This window comes from Caballeronia grimmiae (assembly GCF_000698555.1).
Lineage (GTDB): Bacteria > Pseudomonadota > Gammaproteobacteria > Burkholderiales > Burkholderiaceae > Caballeronia > Caballeronia grimmiae.
The window spans coordinates 1-15,776 of the sequence record NZ_JFHE01000006.1 but is presented as its reverse complement, the minus strand read 5'-3'; the positions used below and the strand labels follow the sequence as shown (position 1 = coordinate 15,776).

At 64.5% G+C, this 15,776-nt stretch carries 13 protein-coding genes; 6 read left to right on the top strand and 7 right to left on the bottom strand.

Going from position 1 to position 15,776, the window contains the following annotated elements:
- The first annotated feature begins 110 nt into the window (after positions 1-110).
- The 5 genes from BG57_RS09095 to BG57_RS09075 all read left to right on the top strand — a co-directional run bounded on the left by BG57_RS09095 (position 111) and on the right by BG57_RS09075 (position 7,142).
- Positions 111-1,205: a glycosyltransferase family 4 protein gene (locus BG57_RS09095; RefSeq protein ID WP_035962470.1), complete on the top strand. Its 1,095-nt coding sequence runs from the start codon at positions 111-113 to the stop codon at positions 1,203-1,205.
- 38 nt (positions 1,206-1,243) lie between these two features.
- Positions 1,244-2,317: a glycosyltransferase family 4 protein gene (locus BG57_RS09090; protein WP_052005682.1), complete on the top strand. Its 1,074-nt coding sequence runs from the start codon at positions 1,244-1,246 to the stop codon at positions 2,315-2,317.
- Positions 2,318-2,332: 15 nt separating this feature from the next.
- On the top strand, positions 2,333-4,144 hold the full coding sequence (locus BG57_RS09085) for an HAD family hydrolase (RefSeq protein ID WP_035962468.1): 1,812 nt from the start codon (positions 2,333-2,335) through the stop codon (positions 4,142-4,144).
- A 160-nt stretch (positions 4,145-4,304) separates the two neighbouring features.
- On the top strand, positions 4,305-6,722 hold the full coding sequence (locus tag BG57_RS09080) for a glucose/quinate/shikimate family membrane-bound PQQ-dependent dehydrogenase (RefSeq protein WP_035962467.1): 2,418 nt from the start codon (positions 4,305-4,307) through the stop codon (positions 6,720-6,722).
- A 237-nt stretch (positions 6,723-6,959) separates the two neighbouring features.
- Entirely contained in the window at positions 6,960-7,142 is a 183-nt protein-coding gene (locus tag BG57_RS09075; RefSeq protein WP_035962465.1) for a hypothetical protein, read from the top strand.
- Positions 7,143-7,387: 245 nt separating this feature from the next.
- Here the strand turns inward: BG57_RS09075 and BG57_RS09070 are convergent, their stop codons facing one another.
- From BG57_RS09070 to BG57_RS09045, 7 genes are all read right to left on the bottom strand, one after another.
- Positions 7,388-8,554, bottom strand: a complete 1,167-nt coding sequence (locus BG57_RS09070; RefSeq protein WP_035962464.1) for a YihY/virulence factor BrkB family protein — start codon at positions 8,552-8,554, stop codon at positions 7,388-7,390.
- Between the two features lie 332 nt (positions 8,555-8,886).
- Positions 8,887-9,054, bottom strand: a complete 168-nt coding sequence (locus BG57_RS33320) for a hypothetical protein (protein WP_167569251.1) — start codon at positions 9,052-9,054, stop codon at positions 8,887-8,889.
- Between the two features lie 228 nt (positions 9,055-9,282).
- Entirely contained in the window at positions 9,283-10,317 is a 1,035-nt protein-coding gene (locus BG57_RS09065; protein WP_371875868.1) for a type VI secretion system protein TssA, read from the bottom strand.
- Between the two features lie 229 nt (positions 10,318-10,546).
- On the bottom strand, positions 10,547-12,436 hold the full coding sequence (gene tssF / locus BG57_RS09060; protein ID WP_035962461.1) for a type VI secretion system baseplate subunit TssF: 1,890 nt from the start codon (positions 12,434-12,436) through the stop codon (positions 10,547-10,549).
- Positions 12,437-12,483: 47 nt separating this feature from the next.
- A complete protein-coding gene (gene tssE, locus BG57_RS09055; RefSeq protein ID WP_035962460.1) occupies positions 12,484-13,035 on the bottom strand; it encodes a type VI secretion system baseplate subunit TssE in 552 nt (183 codons plus the stop codon).
- A complete protein-coding gene (locus BG57_RS09050; protein ID WP_035962459.1) occupies positions 13,032-13,907 on the bottom strand; it encodes a type VI secretion system accessory protein TagJ in 876 nt (291 codons plus the stop codon). Before BG57_RS09050 ends, tssE begins: the two co-directional genes overlap by 4 nt.
- On the bottom strand, positions 13,904-14,578 hold the full coding sequence (locus BG57_RS09045) for a TagK domain-containing protein (RefSeq protein ID WP_035962458.1): 675 nt from the start codon (positions 14,576-14,578) through the stop codon (positions 13,904-13,906). Before BG57_RS09045 ends, BG57_RS09050 begins: the two co-directional genes overlap by 4 nt.
- A 468-nt stretch (positions 14,579-15,046) precedes the next feature.
- On the opposite strand from BG57_RS09045, the gene BG57_RS09040 reads away from it, so the two are divergent.
- Positions 15,047-15,776: Clp protease N-terminal domain-containing protein (locus tag BG57_RS09040; RefSeq protein ID WP_035962456.1), on the top strand; the 730-nt coding region annotated here is incomplete at its 3' end.

The following is a 15,776-nucleotide window of genomic DNA, read 5'->3' as shown; positions in this document are numbered from 1 at the left end:
GCGGCATGCCGTCGATACGCCGCGCAGCGATCGTCGGCCCGGAGATTGCTCACTGAGCGCATCGAACGACACAAACCATGCATCGGCGTGGCCGACACCGGAATCCATCGATGAAAATCGCACAGGTCGCACCGCTCTACGAGAGCGTCCCTCCTATCGCATATGGCGCCACCGAGCGGATCATCTCTTACCTGACCGAAGCACTCGTCGCTCTCGGGCACGACGTCACGCTGTTCGCCACCGGCGATTCGCGCACGCGCGCCCGCCTGATAAGCGGCACGCCGACTGCGCTATGGCGCGACGAACGCGTATGGGATACGACGAGTCATCACTTGCGCCAGCTCGATGCGGTCATCAAACGTTCATCGCAATTCGATGTAATCCACTTTCATACCGAGCCTTTGCATCTGCCGATGCAGCGCCTGCTCGCATGTCCATCCATCACGACGATGCATGGCCGTCTGCTCCCCGCCGATCACGGCCCGCTCTTCGATACCTTCAGCGATGCGCCGCTCGTCGCCATCTCCGATGGTCAGCGCAGCGAAATGCCCGACGCAAACTGGCGCGCGACCATCCACCACGGTCTCGCGCTCGACGAAATGCGGTACTCGCAGGAAGGCGGCGACTATCTGCTCTTTGTCGGACGCGTGATGCCGGAGAAGCGCATCGATCGCGCAATCGAGATCGCACGCCGCGCCGGCTTGCCGCTGAAAATTGCCGCCGCCGTGCATCCGGGTGAGCGTGCGTACTTCAAGGAGCAAATCTGCCCGCTGCTCGAAGCGTCGCAATCGTTCGTGGAGTATCTCGGCGAAGTCGGCGGCGAAGCGCGGCGCGCGTTGTTCGCGCATGCACGTGCGCTCGTTTTTCCGATCGACTGGGAAGAGCCGTTCGGCCTCGTGATGATCGAAGCGATGGCGTCGGGCACGCCGGTCATCGCGTTCAGGCGCGGCGCGGTGCCGGAGGTGATCGAGCATGGCGTGAGCGGCTTTATCGTCGATGATGTCGATGAAGCCGTGCAGGCGGTACGCGATATCGGCGCGGTCGATCGCGCGCGCTGCCGCAAGACCTTCGAGCAGCGTTTCTGCGCCGAGCGGATGGCGCGCGATTATCTCGCGGTCTATCGCGATCTCATCGAATCTCACGCGCCCGCCCCGGCTGCGAATGCCGACGCCGCCAATCTCGACACCGGCGCGCTACAGGCATAGGGAATGCACCGCATCGATCGTCCTTTCATCGAATAGTCATGCGCATCGCCCAGGTATCGACGTTATATGAGAGCGTGCCGCCGCAGCGTTATGGCGGCATCGAGCGGATCGTGTCCTATCTCAGCGAGGAACTCGTGAAGGCGGGCCACGATGTCACGCTGTTCGCGAGCGCGGATTCGCACACGAGCGCGAAGCTGGTCGCGGGAAGCGATTGCGCGGTGCGGCTAGTCGAAGACACCGCCGACCCGCAAGCCTTTCACTTCGCGATGCTCGAAGATGTCGTCGCTGCGTCGAAGCAGTTCGACATCGTCCACTTTCATACGGACTACCAGAGTTTTCCGTTCGCGCGGCGCATGCAGTGCGCGCATGTGACGACCCTGCACTGGCGGCTCGACGTGCCCGGCCTCGAGCCGATGTATCGGCGCTTCGCGGACATTCCGCTCGTCTCCGTCTCGGATGCGCAGCGCGCGCCGCTGCCGTGGCTTTCGTGGGCGGGCACGGTGCATCACGGCTTGCCCGCCACGCTGTACCGCTTCCATGAACGCGCGGGCGAGCATCTCGCGTTCGTCGGCAGGATCGCACCGGCCAAGGGACCGGATGCCGCCATCCGCATCGCGCGCCGTGCGAACGTGCCGCTTCGCATCGCCGCCAAGGTGGACGAAGCCGATCGCCCGTATTTCGAACGCGCCGTCGCGCCGCTCGTGCAGGCGCCGCTCATCGACTATGCGGGCGAACAGGACGATACCGGCAAGAGCCGGCTCATCGGCCATGCGCGCGCATTGTTGTTTCCGATCGACTGGCCGGAGCCGTTCGGGCTCGTGATGATCGAGGCGCTTGCCTGCGGCACGCCGGTGATCGCGTTCGGGCGCGGCTCGGTGCCGGAGATCATCGAAGATGGCGTGAACGGCTTCGTCGTGCGTAACGAGGACGAAGCGGTCGAGGCCGTCGCGCGCCTGCCGCAAATCAATCGCCACCGCTGCCGCGAAAGTTTCGAGCGGCGCTTCACGGCCGAGCGCATGGCGGGCGATTACGTCGATGTTTATCGGCGCCTGCTCGATGCGCGCGCCGCCCGTCGCGCGCCGCCGCCGCATCTGGTGGCGCACGACGCTTAACCGAGGGAGACCGCTATGCGATGCATGGTGCTTGCCAGCGATTACGACAACACGCTCGCCGAAGAAGGCCGCGTGAGTGATGCGACGTGGGAAGCCGTCGACCGGCTGCGCGCGTCGGGGCGTCATATGGTGCTCGTGACGGGCCGTGAACTCGACGATCTGCTCACGCTGTGCGATCGCGTCGATCGCTTCTCACTGATCGTCGCGGAGAACGGCGGCGTGATCTACTCACCGGCGACGCGTGAGCGCACGCTGCTCGCGCCCCCGCCGCCGCCCGAGTTCGTCGAGGCGATGAAGGCCAGCGGCGTGCGGCATCTCGGCGTGAGCCAGACGCTCGTCGCGACCGTGAAGCCCTACGATGAGCAGGCCCACGCCGCGATCCGCGATCTCGGTCTCGACCTGCACGTCGTCTATAACGGCGACGCGGTAATGGTCCTCGCGCCCGGCGTCAGCAAGGCGAGCGGCCTGCTTGCGGCGCTCGAGAAAATGGCGCTGTCGCCGCGCAATGCGGTCGGCGTCGGCGATGCGCAGAACGATCACGCGCTGCTCGATGCGTGCGAGATATCGGCCGCCGTCGGCAACGCGATCGATGCGCTGAAAGCGCACGCCGATATCGTGCTGGATCGCGAATGCGGCGCCGGCGTGACGGAACTGATCGAAGCGATCCTCGAAGACGATCTCGCCAGCGCGAGCGAACATCTTACGCGACGTCACCTCGTGCTCGGCGAGCGCGTGAAGGCGGAGGACGACAAAAGCGATCAAAGCGGCGACACAGAAACGCTCGCGCCGCAAGACACGGTCGCGCTGATCGCGGGACAATCCGGCGGCGGCAAGTCGACACTCATCACCGGATTGATGGAGCGGTTATCGGAGTCGGGCTATCAGTTCTGCGCGCTCGATCCCGAAGGCGACTTCGACAGCCTCGAAGATGCGCTTCCCATCGGCGACGCGGAAACCGCCCCGAAAGCCGATGATGTCACGCGGCTCATCCATCAGCCGAGCCAGTCGGTCGTCGTCAACTTGATGCGCGTGTCGTTCGCGGAGCGGCCGACCTATTGCGCGACCGTGCTCGCGCACATGCAGAAGACGCGCGCGCTCACCGGGCGTCCGCACTGGATGATCTTCGACGAAGCGCATCACTTCTTTCCCGCGAGCATCAACGCCGCCGATGAAACGCTGCCCGACCAGCTCGCGCCCGCGCTGTTCGCAACCGTGCATCCGAATCAGCTTTCTGCGCGGCTGCTCGACCGCGTGACGGTGTTCATCGGTGCGGGTCCGGGTGCGCAGGAAACGCTGCAGGAGTTCGCGCAGGCAGCGGGCATCGACGAACCCGCCGGACTTCCCGATGCGATCGAGACAGGCGAGGCGCTCGTGTGGCGTCGCGATCGCGAGGGACACTGGGGCACACCGATCGTCGTGCGAATCGAACCGGCGAAAACGCAGCGCCGGCGGCACGTGCGCAAGTATGCGGAGGGCATGCTGATCCCGGAGCGCAGCTTTTATTTCCGCGGCCCCGATGACAAGCTCAACCTGCGCGCACACAATCTCGTGCTGTTTCTCGAAATCGCGGAAGGCGTCGATGAGGACACCTGGCTCTTTCACTTGCGCCGGGGCGATTATTCGACGTGGTTCCGCGACGTCATCGGCGATGCCACGCTCGCCGACGAAGCGCGCGAGATAGCAGCCGACGAAGCGCTTTCGGCCGCTGACAGTTTTGAAGGAATCCGAAAGGCTGTCGAGCAGCGTTACACTCAGCCGGAGAATCCGGTGCTGCCCAATATCCTCGCGCCGGGAGCAAACAACGGCAGTGGCACGTCAAGTGCTTGACGGGCGCCGGTAGCGACGTACGTCCCGCATTTGGCGAATGCTTCGCCAACGCGTTACGCTTGTCCTCCGCCTGCTCGCGTCGCATGCGTATCCAGTCGCATGCGACGCTTCATGCTGGCCGCATGATCCATTACTCATAGTTGCAAACAGAGGTGTGTGAATGAATACGAACTCCCCGCCGGCGCGGCCGTCCACCGGCTCGCCGTCGCCCGTCGTCAAGTGGCTCACCATCGCGTTCCTCGCGATATCGGGCCTATATCTTGGCGGCGTCGGCATATGGCTCGTCGCGATCGGCGGATCGCCCTATTACGTCATTGCGGGCCTGCTCATGCTGGCGGTCGCATGGCTCATCATGCGGCGCAATCCAACGGCGCTCTTCGTCTATGCGCTGCTGCTTTTCGGCACGCTGATATGGGCGATCGCCGAAGCCGGCTTCGATTTCTGGGCGCTCGCGCCGCGTCTCGACGTGCTCGTGTTCGTCGGCATATGGCTGCTGCTGCCGTTCACGTATCGCCTGTATGCGAGCCCGGTTCGCAGAGGCGGGCTTGCGATCGCGGCGGCGCTCGTGCTGACGGGCATCGCGCTCGTGTATGCGGTGCTCAACGATCCGCAAGAGATCAACGGTTCGTTCGCGCGTCAGGGATCGGGCACGCCCGCCGCCACGGCTGGCCGTCCGGGCGACTGGCTGGCATATGGCAACTCGCAGGGCGGCACGCGCTACTCGCCGCTTACGCAGATCGACGACAAGAACGTCGGCGATCTCAAGGAAGCGTGGAGCTTTCGCACCGGCGACATGAAAGGCCCGAACGATCCCGTCGAAATCACCGATGAAGTGACGCCGCTCGCGGTCGATGGCACGCTGTTCTTCTGCACGCCGCATCAGAACGCGATCGCGCTGGACGGCGCGACCGGCAAGGAGAAATGGCGCTTCAATCCGGAGCTGAAGCCGGACCCGAGCTTTCAGCACGTGACCTGCCGGGGCGTCTCCTACTATGAGACGCCGGCCGCCGCACAGGCGCGCCAGGCGAACAAGGCCGCTTCACTGCCGATGTGCGCGCGCCGCATCATCCTGCCCGTCAACGATGGCCGCCTCTTCGAGCTCGATGCCGCCACCGGCCAGCGCTGCGCCGGCTTCGCGGTCAACGGCGTGCTGGACCTTCAGCATTTGCAGCCGGTCAAGACGCCGGGCCAGTACGAGCCGACATCGCCGCCAGTCGTGACGTCGAAGGTGATCGTCGTTGCGGGCGCGGTGACGGACAACTACGGCACGCGCGAACCGTCGGGTGTGATTCGCGGCTTCGACGTGGATAGCGGCAAGCTGCTGTGGGCCTTCGATCCGGGCGCGGCGAATCCGAACGCGATTCCGGACGATCAGCATGCCTACACGTTCAACTCGCCGAACTCATGGGCGCCCGCCGCCTACGATGCGCAACTCGATCTCGTCTATCTGCCGATGGGCGTCACGACGCCGGACATCTGGGGCGGCAACCGCACGCCGGAACAGGAACGGTACGCGAGCGGTCTGCTCGCGCTCAACGCAACGACGGGCAAGCTCGCGTGGTTCTATCAGACCGTGCATCACGACCTGTGGGACATGGACCTGCCTGCGCAACCGACCATCGCGGATATCAAGGATGCGAGCGGCAACATCGTTCCGGCCATCTACGCGCCTGCCAAGACGGGCAACATCTTCGTGCTGGACCGCCGCACCGGCAAGCCGATTATCCCCGCGCCCGAACAGCCGGTGCCGCAGGGTCCGGCCAAGGGCGACCGGCTTTCGCCGACGCAGCCGTTCTCGGAACTGACCTACCGGCCGCAGAAGAACCTGACCGGCGCCGACATGTGGGGCGCGACGATGTACGACCAGCTCGTGTGCCGCGTGATCTTTCATCGGCTGCGGTATGAGGGGCCGTTCACGCCGCCGTCGGAACAGGGCACGCTCGTGTTCCCCGGCAATCTCGGCATGTTCGAGTGGGGCGGGCTGGCTGTCGATACGGATCGACGGATTGCGATTGCGAACCCGATCGCGTTGCCGTTCGTGTCGCGGCTCATTCCGCGCGGGCCGGAAAATCCGATCGAGCCGCCCCAGGCAGGGCGGGCCGGCACGGGCACGGAAGTCGGCGTTCAGCCGCAATACGGTGTGCCGTTCGGCGTCACGCTGAATCCGTTCCTGTCGCCTTTGAACCTGCCGTGCAAGCAGCCTGCATGGGGCTATGTGTCGGCGCTCGATCTGGATACGCACAAGGTGATCTGGAAGAAGCGCATCGGCACGACGCGCGATTCATCGCCGATTCCGCTGCCGTTCAAGATGGGCATGCCGATGCTGGGCGGGCCGATGACGACGGCGGGGCGCGTGTTTTTCATCGGCGCGACGGCGGATGACTATATCCGCGCGTTCAGCACCGATACCGGCAAGGAGCTGTGGCACGCCAGGCTGCCGGCGGGCGGACAGGCCACGCCGATGACGTACGAGGCCAATGGCAAGCAGTACGTGCTGATCGCGGCGGGCGGGCATGGGTCGTTCAATACCAAGCTCGGGGATTATGTGATCGCTTATGCGTTGCCGGGCGGGCGTTAAGGGGTGTTTTGGCTTGGCGCGTTGCTGCCTTCTCCGTCGGCTGGATGGCGGAGGGCGGCGATGCGCTGGATTGGAGGGGCGGAAGGTCGGTCGTCTTGCCGTGTCTTGCTTGAATTGCAAGCGAGCGGCCCGCAATCGGGGACCGTCGAAGATTCGATGTCGATGGGGTGATCGCCGCTCGGATCGATGCCGCCCGGTTCTAAGCACCTTTTCGTCGAGTAGGCCATCGTCGCGAGCATGGCGAAGGCGGCGCTCGGCGACCGTTTTTTCCACTGGCGCGAATCGGCCGGGATTGAAGCCGAAGCGCGCGATTTGATCGAAGCGGTTTCTCCTGACTTCGACCGCTTCAGCGAGCGCAAACAGGATCGCGGTAGTTGTTGCTTCTTGAAGGCGCGAGTATCGATGGCACACGCCGGGTAGATGTACGCGATTCAATCCGCAAAGTCGCGCGCCTTCGTACACGGCGATACCTGTGCTGCTTACGCTCGGTCGAGGCGGATCGCGAGGAGCGTCGATGCGCAAACGTGACGCCAGCGATGAACCTAGCGACAAGACAGCGGCGCTGTGACGGCTGAAGCATCAGCGCATCGGCTGAAGATGGGACGCCGTCGCTAACGTCGCGACGGCACCCCAACGCGCGAGGAACGGCGCCCGCCCGCGCCTTCTCAAGCCTTCACCGACCGATGCCTTCCGTGCGTCCGCTGCGATCCCTTGGTGAACAGGAACAGACCCGCCCCGGCCGCCGCGATCGCGATGCGGCTCGGATTGGACTTCAGCGCATCCATACCTTTCGCTAGAGCCAGCGCCCACGACGATGACGGCGTTGCAATCACGCGCTCGTCAAGCGGCGCGGGCGTCACATCGTCGAGATGCTCGACGCGCACGACAGGCGCAGGCATCGGCATGGCGCTGTTGCCTTTATCGGCAACTGAGGGCGCATCGGCGGCACCCGCGTTGGCCGCGCTGCTACCTTCGCGCACCTCGACTCGCGTAGCCGCGGCTTCCGCGCCGAGCAGCACCACGGCTGCCGCGAAGTACAGCCACATCAGCAGAACCGCGAGCGAGCCGGCCGCGCCGAACGCGTTGGCGGTCCCCGCGTGCGTCAGGTAGAGCGCGAACAGCTTCTTGCCGACGGAGAACAGCACGGCCGAGATCGCGCCGCCGACAAAGGCGTCGCGCCACTCGACCTGACCATCGGGCAGGTATTTCAGCAGTGCGGCGAACGCGGCGGACAGGATCACGAGCCCGAGCACGAACTGCACGATATCGCCGATGATGACGAGCGGCGACTCGCCGAACACCCACTTCCCGGCGGCCTGGACGGCGGTATCGAGAACGAGCGAGACGATCAGCAGGAACGCGACGCCCATTACGAGGCCGAAGGAAATTAGCCGCACTTTGACCAGAGTGGCGACGCCGGATTTCTCCTTTTTCTCGGCGGGCCAGATAATCGACAAGGCCGTGTTCAGCGATGAAAACGTCGCCGACGCGCCGACCGCCAGCAGCACGAATGAAATGATCGCCGCGATACCGCCCCCGCCACTGCGATGCGCATGCTGCACGATCGTCTGCACGCTTTCGGCGGCATCCTTGCCGAGCATTCCGCTTATCTGATGGAAGAGCTGCCCGCGCGCCGCTTCTGCGCCGAACACGAGCCCGGCGATGGCGATGACCATCACGAGCGTCGGCGCGAGCGAGAACGCCGAGTAGAACGCGATGCTCGCGGCCATCGGCGCGGCGCGGTCGTCGCTGAATCGCTTGAACATGCGAACGGGCCACGCGATGGCGCGGCTCATCAGGGATTTGGAATCCCGGGTGGGGGTCTTGTCCATCGCTTCCTCCTTGTTGGCTAGCTGAAGGCTTATAGCATCGGGAATGCCAGGGGGAGGGGCGGCTGGGTTGAATGACGGGGGGTGGACCGTCCAGCGCGCCCCGGCGCGTGACGGTTAGCGTGTTCCGACCGCACGGGACATGGGGAGCGCGGCTTTGCGGTCCTCCGACAGCGCGTGACGAATCAGTGGCTCGGATCGACCATGAGCACGCTGCCGGGCTTGAACGTCTCTCGTACGCTTGTAGGCTCTGCTAGAACTGCAGATCGCGTCCGTTTCGGGCACGCCTTCAGTGCCGGCCCCGGCGTGCCCGCACGGCCTCTCGCGACGGGAAATCAGCCGTCTGCACCCGGCTTGGACAAATCCGGCGTGCTGCGGACAGGCTGCTGATCCGGCTGCAAGTCGGTGTCCGGCAAGGTCGCGGGCGTGCGCGCGGGCGGCGTGCCGCGCGCTATCTCCGCTTGCGATGGATCGGGCGTTTGCGGGTCGGAAGCGTCGGGCATGACTGTTCTCCTTTGCGGATCGTAGGGAAGCACCGACGTGCGCTGCTTCTGGAAATGCGCGATGGACGTCGGGTTCCTCAGATTCGTAGCAATGAGTGTGCTTGCAGTGTCCCGCGCCGGATTGCCATGCGAGATCCTCCCGGCCGACCATATCAACTGGTCGCGCGAGTCATCGTTTCAAAGCATCTGACGAGTTCTCTTCGTTATGTGGCAGCGACCACCAACCCCTCACCCCATCGAATCATCGCTATCCCACTGCGCAAGCATCTCCGGGCTGATCGCTTTCACGACTTCGGCGTATCGCTTGCCGACGAACTGTTCCGCACGCCGCAGCAACACGGGGATCGGGCTGCTCGGCTCATGCTGCTCGAACCAGTGACGCGCCTCGCGTATCAATTCAAGCGCAGCATGACGATCCACGGCGCCCGTGCGCACCATCCTCACAGGCTCAACGACCGTCGTCTCGTTGGGAACGATGAGCTGACTTGGAGTATCTGCATCGGGCGCGGCGACATCGATGTCATCGGCAGTCGCCGCTTCGTCGGCCGGTTCATCCATCGCAACAGGAACAACGCGCACGCCCGTCGACACCACCCGGTCCAGCAGACGCGCAAGCTGCGCAAACTCAGGCACATACGCGCCCAGATGCTCGCGGCTCCATGCTTCGATGGCTTTCAGGCTGTCGGCCGCCGCGTCGAAGCCGGCGAGGACGTTGGGCTGCTGCATGCGCAAATCTTCGATCTGACGCGTCACCGATTCTGGCGCGAGCGCGTCGCTCGGACGCGGATGCGCAAACGCACGCTCGACATCGCGCATTTGCAGCCGCGCAGCGCTCGAACGCGTAAGCGCGATTTCACGCACATCCGACAGCAGGCCATCGGTGTCAGTCAATCCTTGCAGCGCGTTCATGCGGATTTCGAGCGCGGCGTCCTCGTCGTCATCCACGCCCTGCCGCGGATGAATCGTATCGGGGAAGGCCGCGAGCCACGCGGCCAGCAAGCCCAAACCCTCGGCAAGTCCCGGCGCGCCGCCCAGCCGGGTGCGGCAGCGCGTGAACAGCACGGCAAGCCGCATGTCCTTGCTGCGCATCATGAGACGACGGCAATCGCGGTCGACGTCGCTCCAGTTCACCGGATCGGGCACGCCGACGAAATCGCCATATTGCGCTTCCATGCGCGCGGCAACCTGCGACGACAGGACCACGAACTCCGGGTCATATTCGAGATCGACGCCGCACGGGACCGCGGCATCGACGGGCGCCATCCAGTCGTGCGACGCGACCTGGCCGGTCTTGCCGGCGGAGGCCTTCTTCCCGGCCTGATTCTTCGTATTGCTCATGTGTTGACATCCTACGTTCGTCTGTCTTGTCGCATGCCGTCATGCGATGTCTGTGAGGTATCGCCCGGGGTCGACGCGCGGTCCTCTCATCGGCTGCGCGACCGGTTCGACCGGCGGCAATCGCACCGCATGGAACTCGCGGCCGCGCGTTGCATCACCTCGATCCGCGCGCGCCCATGCGAACCGGCCATCGCACGAGGCGGCCGCGTTGCATCGAGTGAAGCTCGGTCTGCGTGAACGTGTTGATCGACACGTGGCGCATCAGGAAATGCTCGAGAATGAGGCCGAAAAGATAGGGACTGACGCCGGAGAAACCCGACTCGTCGACGGTGAGCAGACACTCGATGCCGCGTCCGAATACGAGCGGCCCCTTGCCCGGCAGCTTGCGCGAAACCGGTTGCGTCTTCACGCCGACGAGACTTTCGATCTGCCGCTGATGGATCTTGTCGTCGCCCGCGACGAACAGCCTCAGCATGTCGCGCATGCCCTGGCCGCCCTGCCGGTGATCGATTTCCTCGAGCGGCAGGTAGTTGAAATTCAGGTGCCGGATCAGCCGCCACGCCGTCTCGCGTTCCGCAAACGGTTCGCGCGGCGCGCTCGGCGCACGCACGAGTCCGATACTGGCCACGGGCGCATCGAAATCGATGAACAGATCACGCACGCCGTCGCGCGGAACGAGGCTCGGCAGATCGCGATTGGTCAGCCACGCATCGACGGAAAGATAGCGAATGTCCTCCGGGTACGGCGCGTCATGCTGATCGACGAGCGACACGTACACTTCCGTTCCCGCATAGGGCGTGCGCGATCCATAACGCCGTGTCGCCTCGGAATGAAGCCGGCTCTCGCGCCGCAGCGAGAAATAGCGGCCGTAGTTGCCCTCGTCGCTGTTGCGCGTCTGATAGAGCGGGCGGAATTCCAGCCCGGCGCCGCCATTGCCGCGATGACCGGCGAGCGCATCGACCGCGAACACCTCATAGTCGAGCGGCGCGAGACGCCTCGGCACCAGATGAAATTCCGACGCTGACTGGTTCACCTCGATACGATCGGTGCGGCTTGGAAACAGGTTGATAACCGGCGCGCAGAACAGTGCGAAGCGGGAAGCATCGACGAGGCCGCTCAGACGATCGCTCGAATGACTAAGCAGCACGACGATCTCGACTTCGTCGCCTTTCACGCGGCGCAGCGCGTCTTCAAGGCCCGTCAGCGTGAAAAAGAAGAAGCGGCTCGGGCAGGAGAAGTACTCCTGCAGCAGGTTGTGTCCATGAAACTTTGACCATGTCAGCGGCAGCAAGCCCTGATCGACACCGAAGCCTTCATGCGCCACCGCGTCCGATACGACCACCGAAAGCGGACGGTCCTGCTTCGCCAGATCGTCCGGCGCGCCGATGATCGTCGCGATGCTCGCGCAATGCAGCAGTTCGAACAGGTGCGACGCAACCTGCTCATCGCCGCTCAGATACACGGGCAGCCGATCCAGCCCGCGCAGATCGGCGATGCTCGCCCCGTTGGTCGTGCGAAGGCGCAAGCGCAATGCGTCGCGCGCACGCGTATGGTCTGGAACGTAGCGATCGAGCCCACGGATGTCTCGCGGCACGCCGGTCAGGCTCGCGCTCGTGATGGTGAGCGGATAGAGCACGACATCGTGGCCCGTACGGAAGGTGCAGGCCGTCTTCTCGCCCGGCGCGGTGCGGCTCTTGACCGGCGTTCCCCGGGCGATCCTAAAGCCTCCGGCTAGTTTGTCCGATGCCGCATCCGGATGAAACTGCGCCACCGCCATCGACGGCGTCGGCGCGGTGTAATTCGGGTACATCACTTCGAGCAGGCGGCCGGCGAAGCGCGGGAACTCCGCATCGAGCTTGACCTGCATGCGCGCTGCCATGAAACAGAACGATTCGACGAGCCGTTCCACGTAGGGATCGACGGCTTCGCCGGGCCGGTTCACGAGCCGGTGTGCGATCTTCGGATGCGCCTTGGCGAACTCGCCGCCGAGGTCGCGCAATGCGACCAGTTCCTGGTTGTAATACTCGAGCAGCCTCGGGTCCATATGATGCCTGGGTTATGCGCACGGCGTGATTGCGCCGCCGCGCTGATTCAGCCGCCGCGCCGCGCCGTCGCGTGCAGCCGGCTCGTCTCGAGATCGAGCGAGCTTTGAACCATGAACTCCAGCGGATACGGGTCCATGCGGAGCATGCCGCGGATCTCGAAGGCGAGGTTGTTGTATTGACCGTTGCCGTCGACGCCGCTGAGCGGCACGATGGACAACGTGTCGCGCATCAAGCGAGGCTCGAATTCTTCGATAGCCCGCTTGATCTTCTGCTCCATATCCGACCACCGGTGCGATGCGACGAAATCGCCCGCGAGCGGCGGGACGCCGAAGTTCACCGTCGAGGCCGCCGCCTCGGGATACCGCGTGCGGTCGATCTGGTCTTCGATGCTGATCGCGTTGAGCAGATACGCCAGATCGCGCTGGATGATCTCGCGCATCTGCGATCGCGTCACCGTGTACTCGCCCGCCACTTCGGTCTGGCGCTGCGGCGCGTCGTCGCGCAGCCGGTCGAGCAGGGTCGGCATCAGATGCGAATCGGCGCGGCGCGGCGCCTGCGCACCGGCCCCAGATGGCGTGCGGCGGTTCGTCCTGTTCACGCGGCCGGCTCCTCGTCTGCGTCCTCGTCGAGGCCGGCTGCGTCGGCTGTTGCCGCATCGCCGAACGCGCACGTCGACAGTTCGAACACGCTGAAGTCGCCCGCGGCAGTCGACCACGTCTTGCGGCCAAAGCCGATCACGCCGGTGCGGCCGACTTCGCGCCAGATCGTCTCGCGGCCCGTCTGCAGCGCTTCGGCGTCGTCCGTCTGATTCTCTGTCGGCAACGGATAACGCGCGGGCACGAAGCCGTGCAGCGTGCTGCCGTCATTGAGTGCGAGCGTGCACGGTGTCCACACCAGATCGATCAGCGCGGCCGGCTGACGCACGCGCCACCCGGCGAGATCCGCCAGCGCGACCCAGCGATAACTGCCCGCCGCGATGAACTCGCAAACCGGTCCGAGCCGCGAATCGCTGTCGCCGATCCACTCGAAGGTCTCATCGTTCGCGCGGCCCGCGACAAGCGGCGCGGCATCGAGCGCGGCTTCGCGCGCACGATCGGCCGCATCGAGATCGCCCTTCGCCGTCAGCTTGAGTGCCTCGACGAGCGATTGCATCCATGCGGCGGCATCGTCGTACACGAAGGCGGGCGCGCGCTTGCCGGCCATCACTTGTTCGCGCCAGCGTTCGGCGCGAATCAGGTCGCGATACGTGTGGACGACACGCTCGGCGTCACTGTCGAGTTGTCCGTAGACCTGCAATTGCTGAAGCGCCCGCCCCCACTCGCCGGTCACGCAAAAGCATTGGAACAGCGACCAGCGATGCGCCGCGACCGAAGGCTCCTTGCGGATTTTGGCCACGAGGTCCGCAATGGCTTCGCCCGGCGCGGGTGCGGCTTGCTTGCCGCCGGTCGAATTCAGGGTGTCGGTGCTCACTGGGTCGGCTCCTGCTCTCTGCTATGGGGGGTGTTCAATGGCCGCACGGGACTATCGATGGATAACGTGTGGTGTTCGCGCCGCACGAGCGACGGCAGTATCGGTCCCGGCTTGCGCGACAACGCCGCGCCATACTCCGGCGGAGCGAAAAGGCGCAGCACTTCGGGGACGTCGTCGGAAGCGGCGGCCGAATGCGACGAATGACCGAACATGGGCCCGAAGGCCTGCTCCAGGTTGTAGATGTCTCCGAGCACGTCGGCAATCGGGCTGATGGTCTCGTCGCCCCAACGGCTTCTTGTCTGATGCTGTTCGCCGTATGAGAGATCTTCACCGCCGGGCGCGGGCACCCACGTATCCGCTCGCGGAGTGAGCGGAGAATCGAGCGCCTGACAGTACTGCTCGTATAAGGAGCCGAAGAGCGCGTCGGTGGCCGTGCTGGCCGTATCGTCTCCGGTCTTGACCGTGAAGCGTGCGGAACTGGCATCGGCGATGCCGCCGATCAGATCGAGAACGAGGCTGTCCGCATACGCCGATGAATCGGCACGCGCACCCCGGCCATCGAACCCGGACGCGGCCTCCTGATTCGCCGGACCTGCCGGCGCCTGCCGGTCGCGCGGTTCGATGCGCGGTTCATCAGACGGGCTGGCGCGAAAGAGTCTTGCAAGTTTCATCAAGTCTCCGATCCATCGATAAAGAGTTGTCCGGATTTTCTAAGATCACTTGGCTAAAGGCGGGACGGGGCCGGATTAGAACACGGCGCAAATGCAGTGTCCATAGCATTTAATTTGAGACAAAGGGCATCGGCTTCACACGAGATCGGGACAACTCGAGTCCTGATTTGCAAACTTATCCTCGCTTGGATTTTCATCGAATGTCGTTAGTTATTCTTAAGTCCTTGATGCGCTTGAAGGATTGTTCATTGTGCATGCTTATCGAATAGCCCAGGCCTGCATTATCGAGATGAATTTAACCTGAACGATCGTTGACTCGCGAACCGCGGCGTGGATAATCGCTTCGGCCGCAGCAATCGACAATCGGAAACCGAGGCAAGAAACACGACGACGTGGCCTGCTGGCAAGAAAGAAAACGAATCGTGACGCGCACGCTTGTTTAGTACAGCGTTCTAATACTCAAGAATAATGACCGTCTCACGCCAGGCACTCTTTGGTAAGCTCGGGGCCACGCTGTTCCGAAGCATCGAATCCGCGACCACCTTTTGTAAGCTCCGCGGCAATCCTTATGTCGAGCCCGTGCACTGGCTGCATCAGCTGCTGCAACTTCCCGATAGCGACCTTCATCGCATCGTTCGGCACGCAGGTATCGACATCGACGTACTGGAGCGCGACCTTGCGCGCGCCCTGAACGCATTGCCTTCGGGCGCAAGTTCGATCAGCGATTTTTCTCACTACATCGAACTCGCGATCGAACGCGCATGGGTGCTCGCGACGCTCGAATACGGCGACCGCCGCGTGCGCGGCGCGTGGCTGATCGCCGCACTGGCGAGCACACCCGAGTTGCGGCGCGTGCTGCTGTCGGCGTCCTCCGCGCTGAGCCGGCTGCCGGCGGACTTGTCCGGCGATACGCTCGTCGCGTGGGTCAACGGCTCGCCCGAAGGCGACGACGCGCCCTATGACAACAGCGATTTCTCGTCGGCGGTGCCGGGTGAGAGTTCAGGCGCGATGCGCCAGGCCGGCGCGGGCTCGCCGCTCGATCAGTACTGTCTCGACCTGACGGCCCGTGCCCGCGCGGGCGAAATCGATGCGGTCGTCGGACGCGACCACGAGATCCGCACGATGATCGACGTGCTGCTGCGCCGCCGCCAGAACAACCCGTTGATCACGGGCGAAGCGGGCGTCGGCAAGACGGCGG

What these genes read in the sequence shown, in the direction of transcription:
- BG57_RS09080 (WP_035962467.1), top strand. Translation starts at nt 4,305, where the DNA reads ATGAATACGAACTCCCCGCCGGCGCGGCCGTCCACCGGCTCGCCGTCG.
- BG57_RS09045 (WP_035962458.1), bottom strand. Translation starts at nt 14,578, where the DNA reads ATGAAACTTGCAAGACTCTTTCGCGCCAGCCCGTCTGATGAACCGCGC.
- BG57_RS09065 (WP_371875868.1), bottom strand. Translation starts at nt 10,317, where the DNA reads ATGGCGCCCGTCGATGCCGCGGTCCCGTGCGGCGTCGATCTCGAATAT.
- BG57_RS09070 (WP_035962464.1), bottom strand. Translation starts at nt 8,554, where the DNA reads ATGGACAAGACCCCCACCCGGGATTCCAAATCCCTGATGAGCCGCGCC.
- BG57_RS09075 (WP_035962465.1), top strand. Translation starts at nt 6,960, where the DNA reads ATGGCGAAGGCGGCGCTCGGCGACCGTTTTTTCCACTGGCGCGAATCG.
- BG57_RS09095 (WP_035962470.1), top strand. Translation starts at nt 111, where the DNA reads ATGAAAATCGCACAGGTCGCACCGCTCTACGAGAGCGTCCCTCCTATC.
- tssF (WP_035962461.1), bottom strand. Translation starts at nt 12,436, where the DNA reads ATGGACCCGAGGCTGCTCGAGTATTACAACCAGGAACTGGTCGCATTG.
- BG57_RS09085 (WP_035962468.1), top strand. Translation starts at nt 2,333, where the DNA reads ATGCGATGCATGGTGCTTGCCAGCGATTACGACAACACGCTCGCCGAA.
- BG57_RS33320 (WP_167569251.1), bottom strand. Translation starts at nt 9,054, where the DNA reads ATGCCCGACGCTTCCGACCCGCAAACGCCCGATCCATCGCAAGCGGAG.
- BG57_RS09090 (WP_052005682.1), top strand. Translation starts at nt 1,244, where the DNA reads ATGCGCATCGCCCAGGTATCGACGTTATATGAGAGCGTGCCGCCGCAG.